The organism is Streptomyces sp. BK340, from assembly GCF_007827595.1.
GTDB lineage: Bacteria > Actinomycetota > Actinomycetes > Streptomycetales > Streptomycetaceae > Streptomyces.
The window spans coordinates 1-26,402 of record NZ_VISR01000030.1; the positions used below are offsets into that span (position 1 = coordinate 1).

A 26,402-nucleotide genomic window follows, 5' to 3' on the forward strand; every position below is an offset into this window, starting at 1 on the left:
GTACTGGACGTACTTGGGCTTTCGCCCGGTGCGGCGAGAGTGCGTGCCAGGCGTCGTGGGGCAGACGGGAATTTGACGACAGGGCCTAGGCGGGCAGCGCTCCCTCCAGCGTGAGCAGCCGCACCTTGCGCTCGAGTCCGCCCGCGTACCCCGTCAGCGAGCCGTCCGCGCCGATCACCCGGTGGCAAGGGCGCACGATGAGCAGGGGGTTGGCGCCGATGGCTCCGCCGACGGCACGGAGAGCGGCGCGTGGGGCGCCGACGCGGGCGGCGATCTCGCCGTAGGTGGTGGTGCCGCCGTACGGCACGGAGTCGAGCGCGGCCCAGACCCGCTCGCGGAACTCGGTGCCGTCGGTGTGCAACGGCAGGTGGAACTCCTTGAGTTCGCCCGCGAAGTAGGCGGTGAGCTGTTCCTCGGCCGCACGGAAGGGGCCGGGGTCGTGTCGCCAGCCGTCCAGGACGGTGCGTCCGCCCTTCTGGCCCGGCATGGACAGTGAGGTGAGCGCGCCGTCCGGGTCGGCGGTGAGCAGGAGCCGGCCGAGCGGCGTTTCGACGTCGGTCCAGTAGGTCGCTTCCATCAGTCTCTCAACTCTCCTGTGATGCACAGATGTTGGGCGGCGTAGGAACGCCACGGCCGCCAGCTGTCGGGTACGTCCACTCCGGGTGGAGCCACGTCGGGGTCGCCGAGGGCGCGCGCACGCAGGGTGGCGACGATGGACCGGGCCAGGCCGGGCAGGGCGAGCAGCGCCTCCTGGGCGGCGTCGCGGTCGGCGCCGGGGTCCAGGCGCAGGGTGCCGTCGGCGAGGGCGGCGGTCAGCGCGCCCAGCGGTCCGCCCAGGCCGGCCCCGGCGAGGGCGGCGGCCTCCGGGAAGAGGTGGGTGAGGCTGCCGCAGGGGGCGTCGAGTGCCTTGCCGTACCGGCGGACCAGGTCCGCCGCCCCGGCCACGCCCACCAGCGCCCGCACGGCGGGCTCCAGCGGGTCGACGGCGCCGGGTGAGCGCAGTCCGGGCCGGGCGGCGACCAGCGGGGCGAGCCTCGGGTCGGCGCCGAGCCGTTCGTCCACCGCGTACGGGTCGGCGTCGAGGTCGAACAGCCGCCGCAGCCGCTGCACGGCCGTGGTCAGGTCCCGCGGATCGGTGAGGTGCAGGCGCGCCTCGAGCCAGCCGCCCGGGTGCGTGCCACCGCCCGTCTTCGGCCCCTGGGTGCGCTCCTCGACGGCGACGAGCGCGGTGCCGTACGGCAGCCGCAGCGTACGCCGGTAGGTGCGGTCGCCCGGGGCTCCGCTCATCTCCTCGACGCCGGGTACGGCTTCCCGGGCCAGCTGATCGAAGACGGCGGTGGCCTGGTAGGGGCCGCGGTGGGCGAGGCGGAGCGGGATGCCCGCGCCCGGGGTGGCCCGGCGGGCGCCCCGGCCCCGGGGCGCGGCGGCCCGCACCTCGGTCGGCGTGGAGTCGTACACCTCGCGGACGGTGTCGTTGAACTGCCGCACGCTGGCGAACCCGGACGCGAACGCGATCTCGGTGATCGGCAGCTCGGTGGTCTGCAGCAGCACCCGGGCGGTGTGCGCCCGCTGGGCGCGGGCGAGCGCCACGGGTCCGGCGCCGAGTTCGGCGGTGAGCTGCCGCTGCACCTGGCGGGCGCTGTAGCCGAGCCGGGAGGCGAGGCCCGCGACGCCCTCTCGGTCCACGACCCCGTCGGCGATCAGGCGCACGGCCCGGCCGACGGCGTCCGCACGGACGTTCCATTCGGCGGACCCGGGCACGGCGTCCGGCCGGCACCGCCGGCAGGCCCGGAAGCCGGAGCCCTGCGCTGCGGCGGCCGTCGGGAAGAACCGCACGTTGCGCCGCTTCGGGGTGATCGCCGGGCAGCTGGGCCGGCAGTAGATCCCGGTCGTCTCGACGGCGAAGAAGAACGCTCCGTCGAACCGCCCGTCCCGGCTGCGTACCGCCTCGTACCTGGTGTCCTCGTCCATCACGTGTTCCAGTGTGGGGTGTGGCGGCGGGTCGGGCTGGCGGAAATCGGACGCGCAGCTGGACGGTGGCCGCCGGACTGATGGGCGGGGGCGTCCCACGCCGGAACCCTTGCGGGCCGCATCGGCCCGGGGCTGCAGCGGCGCGCCGGGGTGGGCTGGGCGCATCGCGTCGAGCGCGCCCGGGGCGTTCGCGAAGGTCTCGGCAACGGCGAGCCTGCGTTCCCGCGCCTCGGCCGGGCTTCCCTGCGGGGCCCGCGGCACCTGCTTGCTGCGTCGCCGGCAAGAGACGGACGCGCCGCCCGCGCCGGAGCACTGCGGCTCCCGGCGGGTGCCGAAGCCACCCGCCGGGAACGCGCGCTCACTCCGGGGCCCCTACTTCCACCGGCCCCGCTTGGCCTCCATCGCGGCCCTGCCCTCCGCCCCCTTCCGCTTCCAGTCCTTGCGAATCTCGGAGCGGAGCCGGGCGTCCGTCTTGGCGACGATCCACTGGTTCTCCCGCATCAGCTTGCGGTAGCTGTCCAGGCGGCGGACCGGGAGGTCACCGCTGTCCACCGCGGCGCGGACCGCGCAGCCGGGCTCGCTCTCGTGGACGCAGTCGTGGAAGCGGCACTGCCCGGCCAGTTCCTCGATCTCGGAGAACACCTGCCCGACCCCGCTCTCGGCGTCGAACAGGCCGACGCCCCGCAGCCCGGGGGTGTCGATGAGCACTCCCCCGGAGGGCAGCGGCAGCAGGTTGCGGGTGGTCGTGGTGTGCCGGCCCTTTCCGTCCACGTCACGGGCGGCCCGTACGTCCATGACGTCGTCGCCGACGAGGGCGTTGGCGAGGGTGGACTTGCCCGCGCCGGACTGCCCGAGCAGCACGGACGTGCCCGAGCCGACGAGGGAGACGAGCACGTCCAGGCCGTCGCCGTGCAGGGCGCTGACGGTGAGCACGGGCACGCCGGGCGCGGTCGTCTCGACGTCCTGGACGAGGTGGGCCAGCACCACCGGGTCCGGCACGAGGTCGGCCTTGGTGAGCACGACCACGGGCTGTGCGCCGGACTCCCAGGCCAGCGCCAGGAACCGTTCGACCCGCCCGAGGTCGAGTTCGACGGCGAGGGACACGGCGACGACTGCGTGGTCGACGTTGGCCGCGAGGATCTGCCCCTCGGACCGCTTGGACGAGGTGGAACGCACGAAGGCGGTGCGGCGCGGCAGATACGTGCGCACATAGCGGGGGTTGCCGCCGGGTTCGACGGCGACCCAGTCGCCGGTGCACACGACCCGCAGGGGGTCGTGCGGGGTGACGAAGGCGGTGTCGGCACGCAGCACACCGCCCGCGGTGACCACGTCGCACTGACCGCGGTCGACCCGGACCACCCGTCCGGGCAGCAGCCCCTCGGACTCGTACGGGGTGAACGCGTCGGCCCAGGCGTCGTCCCAGCCGTAGGGAGCCAGCGCGGTGAAAACAGCAGAGCTGGAAGTCAAGGGAGACCCTTCACAAGGGTGGCCCCGGCGGGCGCGTTCAGCGCAGGTAGGTCAGCCGGTGACCACGGAGGTGGACTTGAGGAGTTCCTGGATGAGGGCAGCGCCCAGCGCAGTGACAGCCATCGGTCGACACCTCCTCGTTCAGCTCGTGCGTGCACACGCCACCTCGGCGCGTGTGATCACTGTAGCCCGCCTCCGGCGGCTCACGTCAACGCATTTGTTTTCCGGCTCCGGCCGCGAACGCGCCGGCTCCCGACCTCAGTTCGTCGCGCAGGCCGCCCCGTTGAGCGTGAAGTCGTACGGCACCCGGTTCTCCCTCTGCCAGGACCCCAGGAACCCGAACGTCAGGGTCCCGTGCGCGGAGACGGACTTGTTGTAGTCGGCGGCGGAGGCGGTGACGCGGGAGCCGTCCTGGTGGACCGTCGCGTCCCACATCTGGCCGACCTGCTGGCCGTCACGGAAGCGCCAGGCGACCTGCCAGCCGACGAGGGCCTTGTCGGTGGTGACGGTGACGGTGGCCTGGAAGCCGTCGGACCACTGGCTGTCCAGGTGGTAGTCGGCCCGGCAGCCGGCCGCGGGCGGGGTCGTACGGGCCGGGCCGGCGCTGGTGGTGGCGGCCGAGGTGCCCTGGGGCTCGGGGTCGGGGTTCTTGCGGTCGGACCTGCTCCTGGAGGCGGTCGGGGAAGGGGTGCGGGACGGCGTGCGGGAGGCGGTCGGGCCGGCGGCCGTGGTCGTGGTCGTGGTCGTGTCGGGGACGGCAGGGTCGGCGACCGGCTGCCGGTCGTCGCGGGCGGTGGCCGCCCGGTCGTCGCCCGAGTCGCCCGAGCCGTCGAACGGCATCATCGACACGCCGAGGGCCAGTACCGACAGCAGGACGGCGGCGGCGAGCAGGCCGTTGCGCAGGACGCGGTTGCGCCCCTCCTTCTCCTCGGAGTCGCCGCCGTCGGCCTCGGCCGCGCCCGGCCGGCCCACCCCGAGCCGGACCTCGGCGGCGCGGCGCCTGCGCTCCAGATAGGCGAGGCCGCCCCAGCCGATGACCCCGCCGGCCAGCGCGGCGGGCAGCCCGCCCCCGTGCAGCCGCAGACAGGCGGCGGCCTCGGCGCACTGGACGCAGGTGGCGAGGTGCCGGGAGAGGTCGCCCGGCGTGTCGGCGGCCGGCGAGCGGGTGACCGCGTCCAGCAGGCGGGCGTAGCTGCGGCACTGCGCGTCCATCGGGGTGTCGACATGCGCGCGGTGGCAGCGGTCCCGGAACAGGCCGCGGACCTGGTCGAGCTCCTCGGCGACGGTGGCCGCGTCGAGACCGAGCCGGCGGGCCACCGTCGGCAGGGGCAGCGCCTCCACCTCGGCGAGCCACAGCAGCGAGGCGTCCGCCTCCTGCATGTCCCTGAGGCCGCGCAGTGCGACCGGGCGCTGCAGCGGCGGACCGGTGTAGCGGGCCGCCTGGCCGGAGTTGAGCCACAGCCTCAGGTCGGGGTCCAGCTTGTGCCCCTCGCCGTCGGCCTCCCAGCTCGCGGCCGTGCTGCGCACCGCGGTCAGCAGCTCCGGGATCGTCGGCAGCCGGCCGGCGCGCCGGCCGGGGCCGCGCGCGGGCACGATGCCGGCGGCACGCACCTCGCGCATGCCGAGGGTGAACGCCTCGGTCGCCAGCTGATGTGCCGTCAGGGAGCCGGAGGTGCACAGGTCGGCGTACGAGAGCACCGCGTCCCAGCACTCCGAGAACAGCGCGGCCTCGGTGGCGTCCTGGGGGGTCGGCAGGTCGGGCATGAGACTCCTGCATCCACGCGCGAGGTCAACTCACCATAGAGGAAATGGAGTTGGGGGGAACCTCGCGGCGGCAGGAGCCTTTCACGTCTTCGCCACAACTGACAAGCGCCGTATTCAAATTCGGGTGACCAGGAGGTCGCGTGACGTAACCGCATCCGCGCAGGGCCGCAGCTCCGGTCTCTGATACGGATGCGGGCGCCGTTCGACTCACCGTCCCGCCGGTTCTTCGGTGCGGATCACACCTCGGCGCGCTCGGCGGCGGGCAGGCTGTCCATGAAGGAGCTGACGGAGAACACCGCGCGGCCGGGTCCGGGCGGACCGTAGCCGGGGGGCGAGGAGAGGCCGAATTCGTCCATGGTGGCCCGGTAGGCCTCCAGGAGCCGGATGTGGTACTCCAGCGGCGCGCCCTGCGGATTGGCCTTGCCGAGCGGGGTGGTGGGCTCCGGGCACCAGGTGGTGAAGCGGGGCGTGATGCCCTGCGACATGAAGAAGCGCAGGCCCTCGGTGGTGGATGCGATGGCCTCGTCGACGGTGGTGAAGCCGAACGGCTCGGCCATCTCCACCCCCGCCACGAAGTTGGGGATCACGTTGCGCGCGCCGAAGATCTCCGCCGAGTCCAGGATCCGCTTGTGCCATTCGTCCCGGCCGACGTACCGCTCCTTGCCGGGGCAGTACAGCTCGAACAGCCGGCGGTCCCACACCTCGAAGTTGGGGTGGTAGATCTGCACGCCGTAGTCCTTGAACCGCTGCACGTCGTCACGGGGCAGCGCCTGCGCGACGACCTTGCCGATCCAGCGGCCCGGGAAGCGCTCCTCGATGGCCTTGGCGTAGTGACCGTAGAAGTCGGCCTCGTCCCGGCCGGCGACCGTCTTGGTGATCGCGCCGCCGGTGAGGGTGTAGGCGGTGGACGCCTTCTGGGTGTCGTACCGGTCGATGATCTCGAGGGCTTCGAGCACCTCCTCGACGTCCTTGACCCCGGTGTACGGCCGCCCGGCCGCCTTGTGCTGGCGCCAGTTGTGGTTGATGTCGCAGTACTGGCACTCCTCCTTGGCGCCGAAGTACTGGCAGACCCGGAAGACGGTGAGGTAGATCAGGTAGCCCCACTGGATGGTCGGGGCGACCTCCATGACGGACTTCCCGTTGGACAGGGTGTGCCGGTAGTACTCGGGCATCGGGGGCACGCCGACGTCGGCGATCCGCTTCCCGTCCAGGTACAGCCCGAGCAGCCCCTCGTCGTCGGCGGCGACCCGGTACGGCGAGGCCGGGTTCACCCGCACGGAGACCACCGTGCGGCGCAGGTCGTACGGGCCGCCGGTGAGGATGATCTCCTCCGGGGGCCGGCGCAGCGCGGCCTCGCCCAGCTCGGGCAGGGTGCCGTGGTCGAAGGAGAAGATGAAGTACGACTTCGGCTTGACCTCGCCGCTCTCGTTGTCACTGAGGGCGGATGGGTCGAAGGCGACGCCACCCCGAAGCAGGTCCTCCTTGAAGACGGCTTCCCGCGGTACGTGCGGGAACCTCTCCATCAGATCCTCGACCAGCGCGGTGCGACTGCCCATCCCGCATCTCCTCCCGGCTCAGGCGTTCGCCTCTCACCGTATGCCCCCGTCTCCCGGTCAGGCGTGCCGGGTCCCCGCACGGCGCGCGATGTGTCCCGGTACGGCGGTGCCGGACGGCAGCGCCGGGTCGGCCACGGGCTCGCCCCAGACGGAGGTGAGCGGCAGGACCCCGGCCCACAGGCCGAGTTCCGCGTCGGGCCCGTCGCCGTCGTCGGGAGCGCCACTGCGTATCTTGACGGAGGCCTCTTCGAGGGAGAGCGCGAGGAGGGTGGTGGCGGCGAGTTCCTTCCGGTTGGGCCGCCGGGCGTACGACCACTGTCCGGGCGTCGCGTGCTCGGTGAGCCGGCGCAGTCCCTCCAGCTTCTCCTCGGGGTCGGTGACCTTGCGGGCGATGCCGTGGATCATGGCGCTGCGGTAGTTCACCCCGTGCTCGAAGACGGAGCGGGCGAGCACGAGCCCGTCGATGTGCGTGACGGTCACACAGACCGGGAGATCACCGGCCAGACTGCGGCTGGCCACGGACCCGTGGAGGTACAGCTCCCGTTCGTCCCGCCCGTACACGGTCGGGACGACCAGTGGCCGCCCCTCGACCACCACCCCCAGATGGCAGACGAAACCGGCGTCCAGGATCGCCTCCAGCTCGGCCCGCTCCAGGCTGCCCTGGTCGCGGAGGCGGCGGTGGCGGGTGAGGTCGGTTTCGGGGAGCCGGGGCGGCAGCGGTTTCGGGGCCATACCGCGCACGTTACCGATATCGCATATCTGAGGCTAGATATATTTCGATTCCATCATCAAATGAGAAACAAGCGACGAAATCCGCAGCAGTGATGGCCACAGCCAATCGGCCCTGCGGATCGAGGGCGGCCCCTCACGCCGTCCGCTCCAGCGCCGTGTGGTCGACGGCGCAGGCCAGCTCGCCCCCGGACAGCAGGCGTTCGGCCTCCTCCACGACGGTCAGGCCGAGCCGGGCCAGCTCATTGCCCTGGGAGCCCGCGAGGTGCGGGGTGACGAACGCGTTGGGCAGCTCGAAGAGGGGCGAGTCGGCGGGCAGCGGCTCGGGGTCGGTGACGTCGAGGACGGCGTTCAGGCGTCCGGTGCGCAGTTCCCCGAGCAGCGCGTCGTGGTCGACGAGGGCACCACGCGCGGTGTTGATCAGCACCGATCCGGTGGGCATCAGGGCCAGTTCGCGGGGTCCGACGAGGTGCAGGGTCTCAGGGGTCTGCGGGGCGTGCAGAGTGACGATGTCCGAGGTGCGCAGCAGGTCGTCGAGGGGCAGCAGGGGTACGCCGAGCCGTGCGGCCTCCGCCGCGCCGACGTACGGGTCGGCGAGGGCGACCCGGAGGTCGTGGGGGCGGAGCAGTTCGATCAGGCGGCGGCCGATGCGCGAGGCGCCGACGACACCCACCCGGCGACCGTGGTTGCCGATGCCGGGGACGATGTCGCCGCAGGGGAAGGCGCGGCGTGCGCGCAACAGGTCGCGGAAGGCGAAGACGTCCTTCCCGGCGAGCAGGATCATCGCGAGGGTGTACTCGGCGACGGGCAGTGCGTTGGCGGCGGCCGCCGAGGAGACGGCGATGCCGCGCCGCCAGACCTCGGGGGTGGTGAACCCCTTGACCGAGCCGGCCGCGTGCAGCACCGCGCGCAGCCTGGGGGCGGCGTCCAGGACGGCGGCGTCGAGGCGGGGGCAGCCCCAGCCGGTGACGAGGACCTCGGTGCGGGCGAGGGTCTCCCGGACCCGTGGCTCGGTGAAGTCGTGCGCCACCAGAGTGGGATCGATTTCTACGCAGGCGCGCAGCCGCGCGAGCACCTCCGGCGGAAAGACGTGCGGCACGTTCTGGGCAGTCATGGCGAACAGTGCCTGGGGACGCTCGGGCAAGGAAGTGACCCTCCGGCTCGGTGACGCGCACATAGCAAACGTTCTCTACGGTAGGTCGCCGCGAATGAGAGGGTCAACGGACACGCACTCGACCGGAGGGACGACGGGATGACGGGAACGGCCGGCACGGTGACCAACTGGGCGCGCAACATCACCTACACGGCGAAGGAGTTCCACCGCCCCCGCTCCCTCGACGCGCTCCGGACCCTGGTGGCCGAAAGCCCGAAGGTGCGGGTGCTGGGCAGCGGCCACTCCTTCAACGGGATCGCCGACCCGGGCGCCGACGGCGTGCTGCTGTCGATCGCCGACCTGCCACCGGTGATCGACGTGGACACCGGGGCCCGTGCGGTACGGGTCTCGGGCGGCGTCCGGTACGCCGAGCTGGCCCGCACGGTCCACGCCCACGGTCTCGCGCTGCCCAACATGGCTTCCCTGCCGCACATTTCGGTGGCCGGTTCGGTGGCGACCGGCACCCACGGCTCGGGGGTGGGCAACGGACCGCTCGCGGCGGCGGTGCGGGAGGTGGAGCTGGTGACCGCGGACGGCTCGACGGTGTCGATTCCGCGTGGGGACACCCGCTTCGACGGGGCCGTGACCTCCCTCGGCGCGCTCGGCGTGGTCACCGTGCTCACGCTCGACCTGGAGCCGTCGTACGAGGTGGAGCAGTACGTGTTCACCGAACTTCCGTTGTCGGGGCTGGACTTCGGGGCGGTGGCGGGCGCGGCCCACAGTGTGAGCCTGTTCACCGACTGGCGGGAGCCGGGCTTTCGGCAGGTGTGGGTCAAGCGCCGCTCCGACCAGCCGCCGGCGGACTTCCCGTGGGCCGCGCCCGCGACCGAGGCGCTGCATCCGGTGCCGGGGATGCCGGCCGGCAACTGCACCGAACAGTTCGGGGTGCCGGGACCGTGGCACGAGCGGCTGCCGCACTTCCGGGCCGAGTTCACGCCGAGCAGCGGTGACGAGCTGCAGTCGGAGTATCTGCTGCCGCGGTCGGCCGCCGTGGACGCGCTGGACGCGATCGACGGCATTCGGCAGGCGGTCGCCGGTGTCCTGCAGACCTGCGAGGTGCGTACGGTCGCCGCCGACCCGCAGTGGCTCAGCCCGGCCCACGGCCGCGACTCGGTGGCCCTGCACTTCACCTGGGTCGAGGACACGGCGGCCGTGCTGCCGGTGGTCCGCAGGGTGGAGGAGGCACTGGAAGCCTTCGACCCGCGCCCGCACTGGGGGAAGGTCTTCACCGTGCCCACGGCCGTGCTCCGCCGACGCTACGCACGCCTGGCCGATTTCCGCGGCCTGGCCCAAGACCTGGACCCCACGGGCAAGTTCACCAACGCCTTCGTCCGGGACGTCCTGGCAGACTGACGGACAGCCAGGGACGGCAGACTTTCTCCACCCCCTTTCCTAACCCCTTGTCGAAAGTCCCTCCCAGCCCATAGCCTGACGCCGCGCCGGTGCCGACCTCGCCCCGGCCCGGTCCGACAGGATGGGAGGGGCAGCTCCGTGAAGCGCACATCACGCGACATCCGCACCGCGAACCGCTACGAGGTGCTGCGCCAGATCATCGCCGAGTCTCCCACCTCCCGGCAGGAACTGGCCGCGGCCACCGGACTGAGCCTCGCCACGGTCGCCACGCTCGTCGGCGAGCTGCTGGACCTGCGCATGATCACCGAGGTCGGCTTCGAGGACTCCGCCGGCGGCCGCCCCCGGGGCCTGGTCGCCGTCAACGCGTCGGGAGGCGCGTTGATCGGCGTGGACATCGCGGAGACCTACGTCCACGTCGAGCTGTTCGACCTTGCGCTGAACGTGCTGGCCCGCGCCGACGAGGACATGCGGCCCGGCGAGAGCCGTCCCGAGCAGGTGGTCGGCCATGTCGCCGCGGCCGTCGGCTCGGTGGTCGCCCAGGCCGGGATCGAGGCCGCCCGGGTGCTCGGTGTCGGGGTGAGCGTGCCGGGCCAGGTGGACCGGGACACCGGCATCGCCGAGTACGCGCCCAACTGGAACTGGCACGACGTCCCGCTGCTCGATCTGCTCGCCGAGCACATCGCCCATCCCCTGTACCTGGACAATCCGCTGCGCGCCTGCGCGGTCGCCGAGCTGTGGTTCGGGGCCGCGCGGGGCCGCGGGGACGCCGTGGTGGTCAACCTCGGCACGGGCGTCGGCGCCGGTCTGGCGCTCGGCGGCGGGCTGCACCGGGGCGTGAGCAACAGCGCCGGCGAGTGGGGGCACACCACGCTCGTGCTGGACGGCCGGTTGTGCCACTGCGGCAACCACGGCTGCGTGGAGACGTACGTGGGCGCACCCGGCATCATGCAGAACCTGCGCGAACTCAGCCCGCGGTCCACGCTGTTGCACCCCGAGGACCAGACGGCCACCATCGACGCGCTGGCCCGGGCGGTCGCCGTGGACGACCCGGTGGCGCTCAAGGTGGTCCGGGACACCGCCCGTTACCTGGGCGCCGGGATCTCCGACCTGATCAACCTCCTCAACCCCGAAGTGGTCGTGCTCAGCAGCTGGGTGGCGTCCCGGCTGGGCGAGCCGCTGCTCGGCGAGGTACGCGCGGCCGTCGCCCGGCACGCGCTGCGGCGGCCGCTGGCCGCCACCGAGATCGTCCTCTCCCCGATCCCCACCGACCCGGTGTCCCTGGGCGCCGCCACGTTCGCGCTGGAGGGGGCCCTGCAGTCCGTCGGGCAGCGCGCAGGGATCAACACGACCGGCACGAAGCGCACCGCCGCACCCGCAAGGAGCCGTACCGCACCGCCTTCATGACGACGAAGGGATGCACGTGTCTCACCCCCGCACCAGGAGATCCCTCCTGCTCGCAGCCTCCGCCGCGCTGGCTGTCACTGGAGCCCTGCTCACCTCCCCACCCGCGAAAGCCGCCGACTCACCCGCCCCCGCCGAAGTCTCGCCGCACGCCGCCCAGACCATCGACGACATCGGCGCCTCGGGCGCCTGGTGGGTCAACGACCTGCAGCACTTCTCACCCGCCGTCCGGGCCCGGGTGGCGAGGCTGCTCTTCTCCGAGGGCGGCCTGGAGCTCAGCTCGTACCGCTACAACATCGGTGGCGGCGGTACCGCCGTCACCACACCGGCACGCGCCGCCGAGGACTTCCTCAACCCCGACGGCTCCTACGACTGGAGCAGGGACGAAGGCGGTCGGACGTTCCTCGAGTACGCCGCGCGGTACGGCGTGAAGGACCTGATCGGCTTCGTCAACAGCGCGCCCTCCCGGTGGACGACGAACGGGAAGAGCTGCGGTGGCCTGCTGAAGGCGGAGAACGAGGCCGACTTCGCCGGGTACATCGCCGACGTGACCGATCACTTCGCCCGGCAGGGCGTCCGGCTCGACTACATCAGCCCCTTCAACGAGCCGGACAACAGCTTCGCCGACTGCGGCCAGGAAGGCATGCCGGTGCCGGTCGACCAGCGCGACGACATCGTGCGCGCACTGGGCGCCGAGCAGCGGGCACGCCACCGGAAGACCGGCATCATCGCGGACGAGTCCAGCAGGACGACTCAGTTCAACTCCGAGCTGCCACAGTGGATCTCGCAGCCGGGCACCGCCCGGTACGTCTCCAGACTCGCCCACCACACGTACAACGACCCGGACGACGGGGAACTGGGCAAGGTCCACGAGACGTCGGCCTCGGTGGGCAAGAAGTCCTGGGCGACGGAGATCTGCTGCTTCGGCAAGGGCACAACGGGTTGGAACCAGGAGTACGACCCGACCATCGACAACGCCCTGCTGATGTCCCGGATCATCTACAAGGACTTCGCGAGTTCCCACGACTCGGCGTTCCAGTGGTGGGTGGCGCTGGCGAGCGGGTACGGGAGTGACCCGAGCACGAGGAACGACGAGGGCTGGAACGACGGTCTGATCTACTACGACCCCGACTACGCGGCCGACGGCAACCAGAAGCTGTACTTCACGAAGCGGTACTACGCGCTCGGCCAGTACAGCAAGTTCGTGAGGCCGGGCTCGGTGGCGCACAACGTGACCGGCGCGCCGAACGGCGTCGAGGTGTCGACGTACGACCGGAACGGCCAGTGGGTGGTCGTGGTCAACAACCACAACACCACCGGCACGGCGTTGAACCTGCACTTCAACAGCGGTACGCCGGTACACGCGAGCAAGGCCGTGCGCACGTCGGCCACGGAGAACTGGGCGAACGTCGCCAAGCCGTCCGTGCGCCACGGCACGCTGTCCACGACGCTCGCCGCGCGTTCCGTCACGACGTACGTGCTCGACCGGCGCGGCCACGGCAGTACGGCCCTCGCCGGTGCCTGGCAGGGGCAGCAGTCGGGCAAGTGCCTGACCGCCGACGCCTCCGGGGCCGCGATCAGCACCTGCACCGGCGGGGCCGACCAGTCGTGGTCGTACGATGCCGAGGGCGCCTGAAGGGCGCGAGCGGCTATCTTTCGGCGGGCAGTCCGGGGCTTGCCACCTCCGCGGCCTTCACCGGTGACGCGACACAGCGCTGGCTGCTGAACTCCAACGGCCAGATCGTCAACGAGGCCTCGGGCGAGTGCCTGGACGTCAGCGGCCAGGCGACCGCCGACGGCAGCAGGGTGATCCTCTACAGCTGCAACGGCGGCACCAACGAGGCCTGGACCAGGCAGTAGTCAGCGCCACCCCCATGACCGAGGGCCGCCGGCCACATCCCTGACCCGGCGGCCCTCATCTCCCGTTCCCCGAAGCCCTGTTCGGGATTCCGAACCGGGCACAACACTTCGAACAGACTTCGTCCAACCCCTTGCCGAAGCATTAGTCGAAGATTAACGTCCCGGCTCCGCAAGGCAATTCGAGCCAACTGGCTTTCAGGTGCGGAGCCGCGGCAGCACTCGACAGACAAGGACGTCAGCATGTCGGCACTGAGCAGCAACTGGGACCGCCGATCGATATTCCGGGCCGCAGCGGGCCTGGCCGCCGCCGGTACGCTCGCCGCGTGCGGCGGCAACAACGGCCGTGGCGGCAGCTCCGGTTCGGGCAAGAGCCTCGCCCAGTACTTCCACGCGTACGGCGAGGCCGGCACCGCGCAGGCCGTCAAGCGCTATGCGAAGGCATACACGAAGGCCGACGTGACCACGCAGTGGATCACCGGCTCGAACTTCGAGAGCAAGCTGTTCGCGTCGCTGCTCACCGACCAGGCGCCGGACCTGTTCGAGTTCCACCCGCAGATCCAGCTCGTCAAGAGCGGGCAGGTGGCGGACCTGACCGACGTCATCGACCCGGTCAAGGACGACTTCAACCAGGCCGACATCAAGTCGCACACGGTCGACGGCAAGATCTACGGCGTCCGGATGATCGACGACCCGCAGTTCTTCTTCTACCGCAAGTCCCTGCTGGAGAAGGCGGGCATCCAGCCGCCCACCACCCTGGACGAGTTGACCGAGGCGGCGGCCAAGCTCACCACGAGCAAGGTCAAGGGCCTCTTCCTCGGCAACGACCTGCACGCGGTGATCAACCCGCTGATCTGGTCGGCCGGCGCGGACACCCTCGACGACAAGAACCGGATCGCCTACCACACGGACGGCGTGGTCGAGGGTCTGAAAAAGATGCGCAAGCTGTTCACCAGCGGCGACCTCCTGCTCGACGCCCCGGCCGACTTCTGGGACCCGTCCGCGCTCAACCAGGGCCTGTGCGCGATCCAGTTCTGCGGCATGTGGGCCATGCCGCAGTTCCAGCAGACCCTCGGCGACGACCTCGGCATCATGCCGTTCCCGAAGGTCACCGACGCGGGCAGGCCCTCCGTCTACAACGGCGGCTGGTCGGTGTTCGTCAACGCCAAGGGCAGGAACGTCGAGGCGGCCAAGGAGTACGTGAAGTGGCTGTGGATCGACCAGAAGAAGTACCAGGAGGACTGGGCGACCTCGTACGGCTTCCACATCCCGCCCCGCACCTCCATCGCGCAGTCCGCCACCAAGCTGAAGTCGGGCCTGCCGGCCGAGGGCGTGAAGCTCTTCGACGAGTACGGGCACTTCGACAACATCGGCTGGACCCAGGCGATGATCACCGCCACGGAGGACCTCTTCGCCGACTGCGTCCGCAAGGGCGGTGACCCTCAGGCCGCGCTCGACAAGTGCGACAGGACGGTGAACGCCGAGCTGAAGAAGTTGTTCGGATAGGCCGCCGGGCGGACCACGACATGTCGACGACCACCACGCGCGGCGTCGCGGGCAGCGCCCCGGCCGAGGCCACCGAGGCCCGGCCGCGGCGGGGGCTGCGCGGCAGCCGCACCTTCAACTTCTGGCTCTTCACCAGCCCGTTCCTGATCGGGCTGATCGTCTTCGTCTACATCCCCATCCTCTGGAGCCTCTACCTCAGCTTCTTCGAGGCCCGCTTCACCGTCACGCCCAGCGACTTCGTCGGCCTGGACAACTACCGGGACATCTTCTCGGACAGCCAGTTCACCGGCTCGCTGGTCACCTTCACCGTCTTCGCCGCCTTCATCGTGCCCACCACCTGGGCGGTCTCCCTGGGCCTCGCCCTGCTGGTGAACCGCCTGAGGTTCATGCGGGCCTTCTACCGCTCGGTGTTCTTCCTGCCGACGGCGTGCAGCTATGTCGCGGCCTCGCTGATCTGGAAGATGTCCCTCTTCAACGGCGTGCGCTTCGGTCTCGCGAACACCGTCATCGGCTGGTTCGGCGTCGACAACATCGCCTGGCTCGCCAACCCCGACCCGCCCTGGTACTGGCTGGTCATCGTCACCGCCCGGCTGTGGCTGCAGTCCGGCTTCTACATGATCCTGTTCCTGGCCGCGCTGCAGAACATCCCGCAGGAGCTGTACGAGGCCGCCGCCATCGACGGCGCCAGGCCCGGCTGGCAGACCTTCCGGTACATCACGCTGCCGCAGCTGCGGGCCACGTCCACGGCCGTGGTCCTGCTGCTGCTCGTCGCCGCCTACCAGGCCTTCGACGAGTTCTTCAATCTGCTGTCCAAGACGACCTGGGGCCGCCCGCCGCTCGTCGACCTGTACTACACCGCCCTCGGCCAGGACCAGAACTACGGCAAGGGCAGCGCCGGCGCCATGGTGCTGACCGTGCTGATCTGCGTCGTCACCCTGTTCCAGGGCAGGGTCATGGGTTTCGGAAGGGGTGACGAGTCCAGGTGACCAGCACCGTGCCCGAGACCCGCAAGCGCGTCAGGCGCGGCGGCGTGATGAGCTCCACCGGCCTCTGGCTCGCCACCGGCGTCGCCGCGCTCCTCTTCCTCGTCCCCTTCTACCTGCTGGTCCGCAACGCCCTGTCCACGGACCCGGAGATCACCGGCGAGAACTGGAAGTTCTTCCCCACCCACCTCCAGTGGGGCAACATCACCGAGCCGTTCGACGACCCCACGGTCGACTTCGGCCGGTCGATGTGGAACTCACTGGTCGTCGGCGTCCTGCACACGGTCGGCACGCTGCTCGTGTGCTCCCTCGCGGGCTACGCCTTGGCCCGAATCCCCTACCGGCACGCCAACAAGATCTTCTACGGCGTCCTGGTGACCCTCATGGTCCCCACGGCCGTCACCTTCGTCCCGAGCTTCGTCCTCGTGTCGTCCCTCGGCTGGGTCGACAGCTACCGCGGCCTCATCATCCCGGGCCTCTTCAGCGGTTTCACCTGCTTCCTGTTCCGGCAGTACTTCCTCGGGTTCCCGAAGGAGCTGGAGGAGGCGGCGCGCGTGGACGGACTCGGCCACTGGGGCGCGTACTGGCGTGTCGTGGTGCCGAACTCGCTGAACTTCTTCGCTGCGATCGCCACGATCACCTTCATCAACGGCTGGAACTCGTTCCTGTGGCCGCTGGTCATCGGCCAGGACCCGAGCGCCTGGACGGTCCAGGTCGCGCTGTCGTCGTACATGACCAACCAGACCGTCAACTACCACCTGATCTTCATGGCTACCGCCATTTCCATCCTGCCCCTGCTGTTCGTCTTCCTCTTCCTCCAGCGCTGGCTGGTCCAGGGAATCGCGCAGACCGGCATCAAGGGCTGAGCTAGGAGACCGATGTCCTTCCGCACGACCACCGATTACGTCGAGGACGTCTCGCCGGGATCCGGGGCGCTGCCACCCCGCGCCTGGTACGCGTCCTCGGACGCCAAGTCCCTCTCCCTGAACGGCAGCTGGCGATTCAGGCTGTCGGACACGGCCGACGCCGAGGACGACTCCTTCGCTCAGGAGGGGTACGACGCCGGTGGCTGGGCGGAGGTGTCGGTGCCCGGCCACTGGGTCCTCCAGGGGCACGGCTCCCCCGTCTACACCAACCACCTCTACCCGTTCCCGGTCGACCCGCCCCGCGTCCCCACCGAGAACCCGACCGGCGACCACCTGCGCGTCTTCGACCTGCCGGAGGACTGGCCGACCGACGGCGGGGCGGTGCTCCGCTTCGACGGTGTGGAGTCCTGTGCCCGGATCTGGCTGAACGGCACGGACATCGGCGTGTTCAAGGGCTCCCGGCTGCCGCACGAGTTCGCGGTCGGCCATCTGCTGAAGGCCGGGGGCAACGTCCTGGCGGTCCGCGTCCACCAGTGGTCGGCGGGCTCGTACCTGGAGGACCAGGACCAGTGGTGGCTGCCCGGCATCTTCCGTGACGTCACGCTGCTGCACCGCCCGGCCGGCAGCGCCCTCGACTTCTTCGTGCACGCCTCCTACGACCACGTCACCGGCACCGGCACGCTGCGCGTCGACTCCGACGTGGACGGCCGGGTGACCGTCCCCGGCCTGGGCATCGACACCTCGACCGGCGAGCCGGTGACGGTGCCGGTCGAACCATGGACGGCGGAGCGTCCGAAGCTGTACGACGGCGTGCTGGCCACCGAGGGCGAGCGGGTGCCGCTGCGCATCGGCTTCCGCACGGTGGAACTGTCGGACGGCCTGATCAAGGTCAACGGCAGGGCGGTGCTCTTCAAGGGGGTCAACCGGCACGAGTGGCACCCGGAGAAGGGGCGCGCGCTCGACCTGGAGACCATGCGGGAGGACGTGCTGCTGATGAAGCGGCACAACATCAACGCCGTCCGCACCTCCCACTACCCGCCGCACCCCGCCTTCCTCGGCCTGTGCGACGAGCTGGGCTTGTGGGTCATCGACGAGTGCGACCTGGAGACCCACGGCTTCACCGAGCAGGCCTGGCGGGACAACCCCGTCGACGACGACCGCTGGACCCCGGCGCTCCTCGACCGCGCCGCCCGTATGGTCGAGCGGGACAAGAACCACCCCTCGGTCGTCATCTGGTCCCTCGGCAACGAGGCCGGCACCGGCCGCGGCCTGACCGCCATGGCCGAGTGGATCCGCGGCCGCGACTCCTCGCGCCTCGTGCACTACGAGGGCGACCCGGGCTGCCGTGACACGGACATGTACTCGCGGATGTACGCGGGCCACGCCGAGGTCGAGCGGATCGGCCGCGGTCTGGACGGCGGCACCCACAGGCGCCGCGAACTCCCCTTCATCCTCTGCGAGTACGCCCATGCCATGGGCAACGGCCCCGGCGGACTCGCCGACTACCAGCGGCTCTTCGAGTCGTACGACCGGCTCCAGGGCGGCTTCGTCTGGGAGTGGATCGACCACGGCATCAAGGACGAGCGGTACGGCTACGCGTACGGCGGCGACTTCGGCGAGGAGCTGCACGACGGCAACTTCGTCTGCGACGGCCTGCTCTTCCCGGACCGGCAGCCCTCCCCCGGCCTGGTCGAGTTCAAGAAGGTGATCGAGCCGGTCGCCGTCGAGGGCGACGGCAGCGGCGGCACCGTGCGCGTCACCAACAAGTACGACTTCGCCGACCTGTCCGCGCTGGCGTTCACGTGGTCGTACCAGGTGGAGGGCGAGACGGTCGGCTCCGGCGACCTGACGGTGCCCCCGCTCGCGCCCGGCGAGTCGGCCGAGGTGAAGCTGCCCGAGCCGCCGGCCACCGCCCCGGCGGGCGAGGCCCACTGGACGGTACGGGCGGTGCTCGCCGCCGACACCCCCTGGGCGTCTCGGGACCATGTCGTCGCCTGGGGCCAGTTCGCCGTGTCCGCACGGCAGGCTCCGGCGGTCGCGGCCACCGACGGTCCGGTGCCCGGCGACGGGCTGATCACCCTCGGCCCGGCCTCCTTCGACGCCCGCACCGGCGCGCTGCGCACCGTCGGCGGGGTGGCCGTCACCGGGCTGCGCCTGGACGTGTGGCGGGCGACGACCGACAACGACGACGGCGCGGCCTGGCAGACCGACATCCGCCACGGCCTGCTGTGGCGCAAGCTCGGCCTGCACCGTATGCGGCACCGCCTCGACGCGGTGGAGCTGGGCGACGACGCCCTGACGGTCCGCACCCGGGTGGCGCCGGCGGCCCGGGAGGCCGGGCTGTCGGCCGTGTACCGCTGGACGTCGGACGGAACCCGTCTGCGGCTGACCGTGTCCGTGGGGCCGGAGGGCGACTGGACCGTGCCGCTGCCCCGGCTCGGCATCCGCTTCGGACTGTCCGCGGCCGACCGTGTGCGATGGTACGGCGGCGGCCCCGGTGAGGCGTATCCGGACAGCAGGACGGCGTCCGCCGTCGGCCGCTGGGAGTCGACCGTGGACGACCTGCAGACGCCGTACGTCCGTCCGCAGGAGAACGGCGCCCGGGCCGACGTCCGCTGGGCGGAGATCGGCGGTCTGCGCGTCGAGGGCGACCCGGAGTTCTGGTTCACCGCCCGCCGCTGGACCACCGAGCAGCTGGACGCGGCGGCCCACCGCACCGGCCTCACCCCGGGGGAGACTGTGTGGGTCAACCTCGACCACGGCCAGCACGGCCTCGGCTCCCAGTCCTGCGGCCCCGGGCCGCTGCCCCAGTACCACCTGCGCGCAGAGCCCGCGGAGTTCTCGTTCGTCCTCTCCGAGGCTGCCTCCTCGTAGACGGGTTGAACTGCAGGGTCCCGACGCACCCGTGGCCGGCCGGCGCCTGTTCGCCCGGCCGGCCGCGGTCGCGTCCGCGTGGCTGTCGGAGGCTCAGCCGCTCGTCCTGGTTCGGTGACCCGCGTCACACCCGGATCCTGTCAGCAATCGGGGCGCCGTCTCGTTCAAGGGGCACGCGAACGAGACAGGAGCCATGCCATGAAGCACCGCATCGTCGTACTCGGCGCCGGATACGCCGGGGCCTTCGCCGCCGGAAACCTGGCCCGCCGGCTCTCCCCCGCCGACACCGAGATCACCGTCGTCAACGCCGTGCCCGACTTCGTCGAACGGATGCGGCTGCACCAGCTCGCGAGCGGCCAGGACCTCGCGGGCCGCAAGCTCACCGACGTGTTCGCGGGCACCGGGGTGCGGCTGTGCCTGGCGCGCGTCACCGGCGTCGACCCCGAACGCAGGACCGTCGCCGTGACCGGCGAGGACGGCGACGGCGAGCTCACGTACGACACGCTTCTCCACGCGCTCGGCAGCTCCGTGGCCCACCACGGCGTTCCCGGCGTGGCCGAGTACGCCTTCGACGTGACCGGCCGGTCCTCGGCGCTGCGTCTGCGCGAGCGCCTGGCCGGCCTGGGCGAGGGCGGCACCGTGCTGGTCGTCGGAGAGGGGCTGACCGGCATCGAGACCGCCACCGAGTTCGCCGAGTCACGGCCCGACCTCAGGGTCGCGCTCGCCGCCCGCGGCGAGCTGGGCGCCTGGCTCTCCCCCAAGGCCCGCCGTCACCTGCGCCAGGCCTTCGACCGGTTCGGCATCACCGTCCACGAGCACACCGGTATCGAAGCCGTCGAGCCGACACGGGCGATCGCCGCCGACGGTACGTCCGTCACGGCCGACGTGATCGTCTGGTCGGCCGGGTTCGCCGTGCACCCCATCGCGGCCGCCGGCGGCCTGGAGGTCGCGGAGACCGGCCAGATCGTCGTCGACCGCACCATGCGCTCGGTCTCGCACCCGGACGTCTACGCCGCCGGCGACAGCGCCTACGCGATCGGCGAGAACGGCCGGCCGCTGCCGATGTCCTGCGCCTCGGCCGGCTACACCAGCATGCAGGCGACCGCCGCGATCATCGCGCGCCTGACGGGCAGCGAGGCCCCGGCCACCGGGCTGAAGTACTACGGCAACCACATCAGCCTCGGGCGGCGGGACGCGATCTTCCAGATGGTGGACGGGGACGTACGGTCGAAGTCCTGGTACCTGGGCGGCCGGACCGCCGCGCGCCTCAAGTCGGGGGTGCTCAAGGGGGCCGGGTGGAGCATCGTGCACCCGACCTTCGGCATGCCGAAGCGCAGGCGCCGCCTGGCCACCGCGCCCGACCGAGCCGGTGTGAGGGTCGCCGCATAGGCTGCTCCGCATGGACAGCGCAGCCATCGATCGGTTCGAGGCCGGCCGGGGCCGGCTGGCCTCGCTCGCGTACCGTCTGCTCGGCTCGGCGGCCGACGCCGAGGACACCGTGCAGGACGCGTTCCTGCGCTGGCAGGCTGCGGACCGGGAACGTATCGAGGTGCCGGAGGCCTGGCTGACCAAGGTCGTCACCAATCTCTGCCTCGACCGCCTCCGCTCGGCACAGGCGCGCCATGAGCGCGCTGTCGGAGCCTGGCTGCCCGAGCCACTCCTCGAGGGCGACCCGATGCTCGGCCCTGCCGACACCTTCGAGCAGCGCGAATCGGTGTCCTTGGCCGTACTGACCCTCATGGAGCGCCTCTCGCCGGTCGAGCGGGCCGCTTACGTCCTGCACGAGGCCTTCTCGTACCCCCACGCCGAGATCGCCGGAATCCTCGACATCACCGAGTCCGCGAGCCAGCAGCATGTACACCGGGCCCGACGCCGGGTCGCCGCCGAGCGCCGCGGCGGCACGGTGGACCCCGCGTCCGCGCGCCGGATAGTCGAGGAGTTCCTCGCCGCCGCGGTGTCGGGGCGCACCGAACGGCTGGTGGCACTGCTCACCGACGACGTGACGGCGGTCTCGGACGGCGCCGGACTGGCCAGGCGGCTGCTGCGGTACACGACGCGCGAGCGCGTCGCCTCCTACGTGCGGGCCGGCTTCAAGCCCACTCCGGCGAAGCGGCGGCTGGCCGGCGGCTCCCTCGCGATGCACATCGCGCTGGTCAACGGCTCCCCGGCCGTCATCGCCGTGGTCGACGACCGGGTCGTGGGCGCCGTGGCGTTCGAAGTCAGCGACGGCAAGGTCGCGTCCCTGCGCGGAATCGCCGCCGCGGGCCGACTCGCGCGCCTCGACGAGGCCTGGCGGCAGCACGAACCCGACGCGCCGGTCATCGACGCCTGGTGACCGGATTCGCGAAGTCTCGTCGTCTCCACGCTCGCTGAATTCGGCCCCACGTCACGCGCTGATGTTGAACACTTTTCTCAACTATCCTTCAAAATCGAACATGTTGGCATGAACATGGTTTCCATGCGACCCATGAGACGACTCCTCACCGCCCTCGCGGCCGGCGCCCTGACGCTCGCCGGACTCACCGCCTCCACCGGCCCGGCCCAGGCCGCGACCTCCGGCACGTTCAACGTGCTGACGTACAACGTGGCCGGCCTCCCCGAGGGCCTCAGCTCCAGCCACCCGGCCACCAACACCCCGCTGATCTCACCCCGGTTGGCGGGCTACGACATCGTGAACGTCCAGGAGGACTTCAACTACCACGCGGCGCTGTACGCGGGCGACAGCCACCCGTACCGCACGGCCACCAGCGGCGGCGCAGGCATCGGCGACGGCCTCAACACCCTCTCGAAGTACCCCTTCGAGGACTTCGAGCGCGTGAAGTGGAACGACTGCACCGGCACCAACTGCCTGACCCCGAAGGGCTTCACGCTGGCCCGGGTGCGACTGGCCGAGGGCGTCTTCGTCGACCTGTACAACCTGCACCCCAACGCCGACGACACCGACGACGCCCTGGCCGCCCGCCGCGCCAACATCGCCCAGGTGTCGGCGTTCATCAAGGCCAACTCGGCCGGCAACGCGGTGATCGTCATGGGCGACACCAACACCCGCTACACCCGCGCAGGCGACAACATCCGCACACTCGTCGACGACAACGGCCTGACCGACGCGTGGGTGCGGCTGATGAAGGGCGGTACGGCACCCACGCAGGGCGCCGACCCGCTGCTGTGCCCGACGTCTGCCCCGCCGAACGACTGCGAGGTCGTCGACAAGGTCCTCTACCGGAGCAGCGACCTGGTCTCCCTGAACGCGACCCGCTACAACGACGAGTGGGCCAAGTTCCTGGACTCCAGTGGCGGGAACCTCTCCGACCACTTCCCGCACGCCGTCGACTTCTCCTACACCGTCAGCCCGAAGCTCCGTGCGAGCGACTTCTTCGGCGGCCCGCACGGCACGGCCTTCGACGACGCCGACGACCTCCCGGCGGCCCTCGCCCCACGCATACTGACCCTGCGCGGCGCCGCCCGCCTGGACGCGGTCTCCCTCACCCACGACGGCGGCACGGTCCTCGGCCACGGCGGCACGGGCGGTACGGCGGCCTCCCTGACCCTGGCCTCCGGTGAGCACCTCACCTCGGTGAAGCTGACGGAGGGTCAGAAGGACGGCCGCACCAGGATCTTCTCGGCCGCCTTCGGCACGGACAAGGGACGCACCCTGTCCGCCGGTACGGCGACCACGGACACCGCCACCTTCACCGCGCCGTCCGGCTGGCAGATCGTCGGCTTCACCGGCCGCTCCGGCGACGAGATCGACAAGCTGGGAGTGCTGTACGCGCCGGTCAGCTGACCGGGACGTCCGCCCAGACTGTCTTGTGCACGCCGTCCGGGCGGAGTTCCACGCCCCACTTCTCCGCCAGCGCCTCGATCATCAGCAGCCCGCGCCCGCCCTCGTCCGGCTCCCCCTGCGCCCGCACGGGGAGCCGGTCCACGCGCGCGTCCAGCACCTCCACGCGCACGACGTCCCCCTCCATCAGCAACCGCACGCGGAAACCGCGTCCCCGGACCCGTCCGTGTCGCACGGCGTTCGCGGCGAGTTCGGCAGTGACGAGAGTGACGGTGTCGCTCACCCTGCTCCCGTGTGCGAACCCCCACACATTCATCCGGTCGGCGACCAGCAGCCGCGCCCGCCGGGCGCCGTGCGGTGTCGCGCTGAAGAGCTGGGTGAACGTACGTTGCATGCCTCAACCGTCCCGCCTCACACGGGAGTCGACCAGCGACAGAACTCGTACGCTGCGCACTGTACGAGTTCACGCTCTGGACAGTCGCGGTGACTTTCCGTGACCCTTGGTCGACATGACCGACAGCACCATCAGCACCGAGCAGACCACCAACGAGCCCGAACCGTCCGACAGCCTGAAGGCGTTCGGTGCGGCACACAAGGCCTTCCGCAGGCGGGCGGGTTACACGCAGGAGCAGTACGCGCCGCTGGTCCAGTACCAGCCGGGGACCGTCGCCTCGATCGAGCAGGGGCAGCGGTTTCCGCCCCGGGTGTTCGTGGAGCGGGCGGAGGAAGTCCTGGACGCGTTCGGTGTGTTGAAGGGGGTGTACAAGCACGCGACCAGGGAGAAGGGGCTGGCTTCGTGGTTCCGGCAGTGGGCGGAACTGGAGGAGCAGGCGATCAGTCTGTACACGTTCGAGAACCGGCTGGTGCCGGGGTTGTTGCAGACGGAGGGGTATGCGCGCGCGATCTTCGGCGAACGTGTCCCAATGCTTAGCGACTCCGAGATCGAGGCCATGGTCACGGCACGCGTCGATCGCCAGTTCCTGCTGAATGACCGGCCCAACACCGCCTTCAGCTTCATCGTCGAGGAACACGTACTCCGCCGGGAGACCGGAGGATCCGATTTCATGCGCGAGCAGATCGAGCACCTCTTGGAGGCCAGGGGGCCACGCAACGTGGAACTCCAGGTGATGCCGACCTCGCGCGGCGCCCACGCGAGCATGGACGGTCCAATCCAGTTGCTGGAGACCCCGGAGAACGAGTGGTTCGCCTACTCCGAGGGGCAGGAGAACAGCCAGTTCATCGTTGACCCGAAGAAGATCAGCATGCTCCACATGCGGTATGCGAAACTTCGCTCACAGGCTCTGACCCCGGACGACACCCGGAGCCTGCTGGAGCGGATTCGAGGAGCGCTATGAGCACCACTGAACTCAACTGGTTCAAGAGCAGCTACAGCGGCGACAGCTCCGGCCAGTGTGTAGAAGTCGCCACCGCCCCCACCACCATCCACGTCCGCGACTCCAAGAACACCACCGGCCCCCAGCTCGCCCTCACCCCGTCCTCCTGGACGGAGTTCGTGTCGTTCGCCGCCCGCGACCGCGGGTGAGGTCGGAGCCCTTCAACCGCCGGGTGCGTCTGGTCGTCGAAGTACGCGACGACCATGACGAACTGGAGCTGGCGGAGAGCGTGTTCGCCGCTCAGGGATGGCGGGTACGCCCGGCACGGGACGGCGACGCGGTCAGCGCGGACGCCGGATACTCCGCGCTGATCGTCGAAGTCCCGCTCCGGGGCTCCCGCTTGACCGCCAGGTCGATGGCCTGCGAGCAGGTGACGACACTCGCCGCCAGGCGGAAGCTCGACGTCTGGGTACGCGAGGCCAAGCTCGTACGCCCCAAGCCCGCCGAGCCGAACACGACGTACCACGTCCATCACAAGGTGCCGGACGGGGCGAGCCCCGCTCTGCGGTGGCTCGCCGAGCACTGGATAGCCGTCGGCGGGTGGGACCTGCGCCATACGCTGCATCTGCGCGGCGAGTACACCGAAGAACAACGCGACCGCGCGCTGGCCGAGTTGGGCGGTCGGAATCTCGGCGGCGCCCCGTTCGACCCCGATGCGCACGACATCCGTCGCGCGATCGGCCCCCGGCCCCGCGACGGATCGGCCGATCGACACCGTAAGGCGCTGCAGTTCGCCGTCATCGGTGTGGTCGTACTCGTCAGTCTCGCGTGTGGCATCGTCCTCGGGGCGTCGAGCACGCCCTGGCGGTTCCTGGCACTGTCCTGGCCGCTCGGGATGTGCTGGCCGGTGGGTACGTGGGTGTCCGCCAACGAGCCCCGGCCGTGGCTCGTCCGGCTCGGCATCGGCGTGGCCCTGGTCTGGGGCCTGACCGCCTTCGGGTTCATCTGGGGGAACTCCCAGCCGGCGGGGCTGTCCGGACAGTTCGCCGGGATTCTCCTCACCCTGCTCCTCGGCTTCACGGTCTTCGGCCTGTGGTACGCCTTGAGCGAGTCCTGGTTCAGCCGCAACATGCAGTGGTTCCTGCCCGTACTCGCGGCGCCGTTGCCGTTCGTGCTGCCGTGGGCCGGGTCGTATCTGCACTCCATGTACCTGGAGGAGCGCTTCGGGATCCCGGCCGACTCCGTGCATGTGGCCTTCTACTGGCAGTACGCCGTGGCGCTCAGGCCGCTCGGGCTGGCCTTGGCGTGTTCGCTGGTGCTGGTCGCGCTGGGCGGCTGGGCACGTCACTTCAACCTCCAGACCGGGGCGAGCGGGCTCGTCCGGTGGGTCCTGCCGTTGATGGTGCTGGTCGCGGTCCTGTCCGTGGCGATCGAGGCGCTGACCGGTGTGGACCATGCCGCCGACAGAACGATCGCGGACGCCACCGCCGGGAAGCGCTACCCGGCCGCCTACTTCGGCATCCGGGGCGAACTCGTCTGCGTCGAACCGCTCAACCCGAAGATTCCCGTCATCAACGGTCCGGTACCGACGACCCACCCCGTCCTCGTCTTCCAGGCGAGCGGTGACACCGTCTGGCTGTGGGACCCGGACCCGGCCCGGGGCGCGGACACGTCCCGCCGTGCGCTGCGTGTGAGGGCGGAGGACGTGCAGTTGGCTGCCGCCGGCGGCAGCCACTGCGGCGCCTGAGTGACCATCTGAACCTAGATCCCCTAGGATTGCCCCTAGGTGACCAAGGAGGAGGTGCCA

General features: G+C 70.9%; 20 protein-coding genes and 1 pseudogene. 13 read left to right on the plus strand and 8 right to left on the minus strand.

Translation table 11 applies throughout. The features are described 5' to 3' along the window. Nucleotides 1-85 precede the first annotated feature (85 nt). The 7 genes from FB157_RS37730 to FB157_RS37760 all read right to left on the minus strand — a co-directional run bounded on the left by FB157_RS37730 (nucleotide 86) and on the right by FB157_RS37760 (nucleotide 8,631). Complete coding sequence (locus FB157_RS37730; protein ID WP_145885236.1) at nucleotides 86-577, minus strand: methylated-DNA--[protein]-cysteine S-methyltransferase; 492 nt, start codon at nucleotides 575-577, stop codon at nucleotides 86-88. Then, the gene (locus tag FB157_RS37735; protein WP_186581876.1) at nucleotides 577-1,971 is read right to left on the minus strand and encodes a bifunctional transcriptional activator/DNA repair enzyme AdaA; all 1,395 of its coding nucleotides are present in this window, start codon (nucleotides 1,969-1,971) and stop codon (nucleotides 577-579) included. Before FB157_RS37735 ends, FB157_RS37730 begins: the two co-directional genes overlap by 1 nt. 372 nt (nucleotides 1,972-2,343) lie before the next feature. Beyond that, nucleotides 2,344-3,438: a ribosome small subunit-dependent GTPase A gene (gene rsgA, locus FB157_RS37740; RefSeq protein ID WP_145885238.1), complete on the minus strand. Its 1,095-nt coding sequence runs from the start codon at nucleotides 3,436-3,438 to the stop codon at nucleotides 2,344-2,346. 258 nt (nucleotides 3,439-3,696) lie between these two features. Then, nucleotides 3,697-5,202, minus strand: coding sequence for a cellulose-binding domain-containing protein (locus FB157_RS37745; RefSeq protein ID WP_145885239.1), 1,506 nt, complete (start codon nucleotides 5,200-5,202; stop codon nucleotides 3,697-3,699). A 236-nt stretch (nucleotides 5,203-5,438) separates the two neighbouring features. After that, complete coding sequence (locus tag FB157_RS37750) at nucleotides 5,439-6,758, minus strand: radical SAM protein (RefSeq protein ID WP_145885240.1); 1,320 nt, start codon at nucleotides 6,756-6,758, stop codon at nucleotides 5,439-5,441. A 57-nt stretch (nucleotides 6,759-6,815) separates the two neighbouring features. Beyond that, nucleotides 6,816-7,490, minus strand: a complete 675-nt coding sequence (locus FB157_RS37755) for a pyridoxamine 5'-phosphate oxidase family protein (protein WP_145885241.1) — start codon at nucleotides 7,488-7,490, stop codon at nucleotides 6,816-6,818. Between the two features lie 133 nt (nucleotides 7,491-7,623). Then, nucleotides 7,624-8,631, minus strand: a complete 1,008-nt coding sequence (locus tag FB157_RS37760; protein WP_145885242.1) for a hydroxyacid dehydrogenase — start codon at nucleotides 8,629-8,631, stop codon at nucleotides 7,624-7,626. A gap of 108 nt (nucleotides 8,632-8,739) precedes the next feature. Between FB157_RS37760 and FB157_RS37765 the strand changes: the two genes are divergently transcribed. From FB157_RS37765 to FB157_RS37810, 10 genes and pseudogenes are all read left to right on the plus strand, one after another. Further along, nucleotides 8,740-9,993: an FAD-binding protein gene (locus FB157_RS37765; RefSeq protein ID WP_145885243.1), complete on the plus strand. Its 1,254-nt coding sequence runs from the start codon at nucleotides 8,740-8,742 to the stop codon at nucleotides 9,991-9,993. Between the two features lie 138 nt (nucleotides 9,994-10,131). After that, entirely contained in the window at nucleotides 10,132-11,397 is a 1,266-nt protein-coding gene (locus tag FB157_RS37770; RefSeq protein ID WP_145885244.1) for an ROK family transcriptional regulator, read from the plus strand. 10 nt (nucleotides 11,398-11,407) lie between these two features. After that, nucleotides 11,408-13,254 (plus strand): annotated as a pseudogene (locus FB157_RS37775) (glycoside hydrolase). Between the two features lie 240 nt (nucleotides 13,255-13,494). Continuing rightward, the gene (locus FB157_RS37780) at nucleotides 13,495-14,757 is read left to right on the plus strand and encodes an ABC transporter substrate-binding protein (RefSeq protein ID WP_145885245.1); all 1,263 of its coding nucleotides are present in this window, start codon (nucleotides 13,495-13,497) and stop codon (nucleotides 14,755-14,757) included. 20 nt (nucleotides 14,758-14,777) lie between these two features. Then, nucleotides 14,778-15,743, plus strand: coding sequence for a carbohydrate ABC transporter permease (locus FB157_RS37785; RefSeq protein ID WP_145885246.1), 966 nt, complete (start codon nucleotides 14,778-14,780; stop codon nucleotides 15,741-15,743). Then, nucleotides 15,740-16,606 carry a carbohydrate ABC transporter permease gene (locus tag FB157_RS37790; protein ID WP_145885247.1) on the plus strand — a complete coding sequence of 289 codons (867 nt, stop codon included), beginning with the start codon at nucleotides 15,740-15,742 and terminating at the stop codon, nucleotides 16,604-16,606. The genes FB157_RS37785 and FB157_RS37790 overlap by 4 nt, the downstream gene beginning before the upstream one ends. Nucleotides 16,607-16,618: 12 nt before the next feature. After that, nucleotides 16,619-19,480 (plus strand): glycoside hydrolase family 2 TIM barrel-domain containing protein, encoded by a 2,862-nt coding sequence (locus tag FB157_RS37795; protein ID WP_145885248.1) that lies wholly within the window; start codon nucleotides 16,619-16,621, stop codon nucleotides 19,478-19,480. Nucleotides 19,481-19,678: 198 nt separating this feature from the next. Further along, the gene (locus FB157_RS37800) at nucleotides 19,679-20,869 is read left to right on the plus strand and encodes an NAD(P)/FAD-dependent oxidoreductase (RefSeq protein ID WP_145885249.1); all 1,191 of its coding nucleotides are present in this window, start codon (nucleotides 19,679-19,681) and stop codon (nucleotides 20,867-20,869) included. 10 nt (nucleotides 20,870-20,879) lie between these two features. Next, nucleotides 20,880-21,815, plus strand: coding sequence for a sigma-70 family RNA polymerase sigma factor (locus FB157_RS37805; protein ID WP_145885250.1), 936 nt, complete (start codon nucleotides 20,880-20,882; stop codon nucleotides 21,813-21,815). A gap of 132 nt (nucleotides 21,816-21,947) precedes the next feature. After that, nucleotides 21,948-23,264, plus strand: coding sequence for a jacalin-like lectin (locus FB157_RS37810; RefSeq protein ID WP_145885251.1), 1,317 nt, complete (start codon nucleotides 21,948-21,950; stop codon nucleotides 23,262-23,264). Here FB157_RS37810 and FB157_RS37815 read toward each other — a convergent pair. Beyond that, nucleotides 23,257-23,655 carry an ATP-binding protein gene (locus tag FB157_RS37815; RefSeq protein ID WP_145885252.1) on the minus strand — a complete coding sequence of 133 codons (399 nt, stop codon included), beginning with the start codon at nucleotides 23,653-23,655 and terminating at the stop codon, nucleotides 23,257-23,259. The genes FB157_RS37810 and FB157_RS37815 overlap by 8 nt on opposite strands. 115 nt (nucleotides 23,656-23,770) lie before the next feature. Here FB157_RS37815 and FB157_RS37820 point away from each other — a divergent pair, with 115 nt between their 5' ends. From FB157_RS37820 to FB157_RS47710, 3 genes are read left to right on the plus strand one after another with little or no spacing between them, the layout of a single operon-like run. Beyond that, nucleotides 23,771-24,616 (plus strand): helix-turn-helix transcriptional regulator, encoded by an 846-nt coding sequence (locus tag FB157_RS37820; RefSeq protein ID WP_145885253.1) that lies wholly within the window; start codon nucleotides 23,771-23,773, stop codon nucleotides 24,614-24,616. Beyond that, the gene (locus tag FB157_RS37825; RefSeq protein WP_145885254.1) at nucleotides 24,613-24,804 is read left to right on the plus strand and encodes a DUF397 domain-containing protein; all 192 of its coding nucleotides are present in this window, start codon (nucleotides 24,613-24,615) and stop codon (nucleotides 24,802-24,804) included. Before FB157_RS37820 ends, FB157_RS37825 begins: the two co-directional genes overlap by 4 nt. Continuing rightward, complete coding sequence (locus tag FB157_RS47710; protein WP_222441003.1) at nucleotides 24,801-26,342, plus strand: hypothetical protein; 1,542 nt, start codon at nucleotides 24,801-24,803, stop codon at nucleotides 26,340-26,342. The genes FB157_RS37825 and FB157_RS47710 overlap by 4 nt, the downstream gene beginning before the upstream one ends. Nucleotides 26,343-26,402 lie beyond the last annotated feature (60 nt).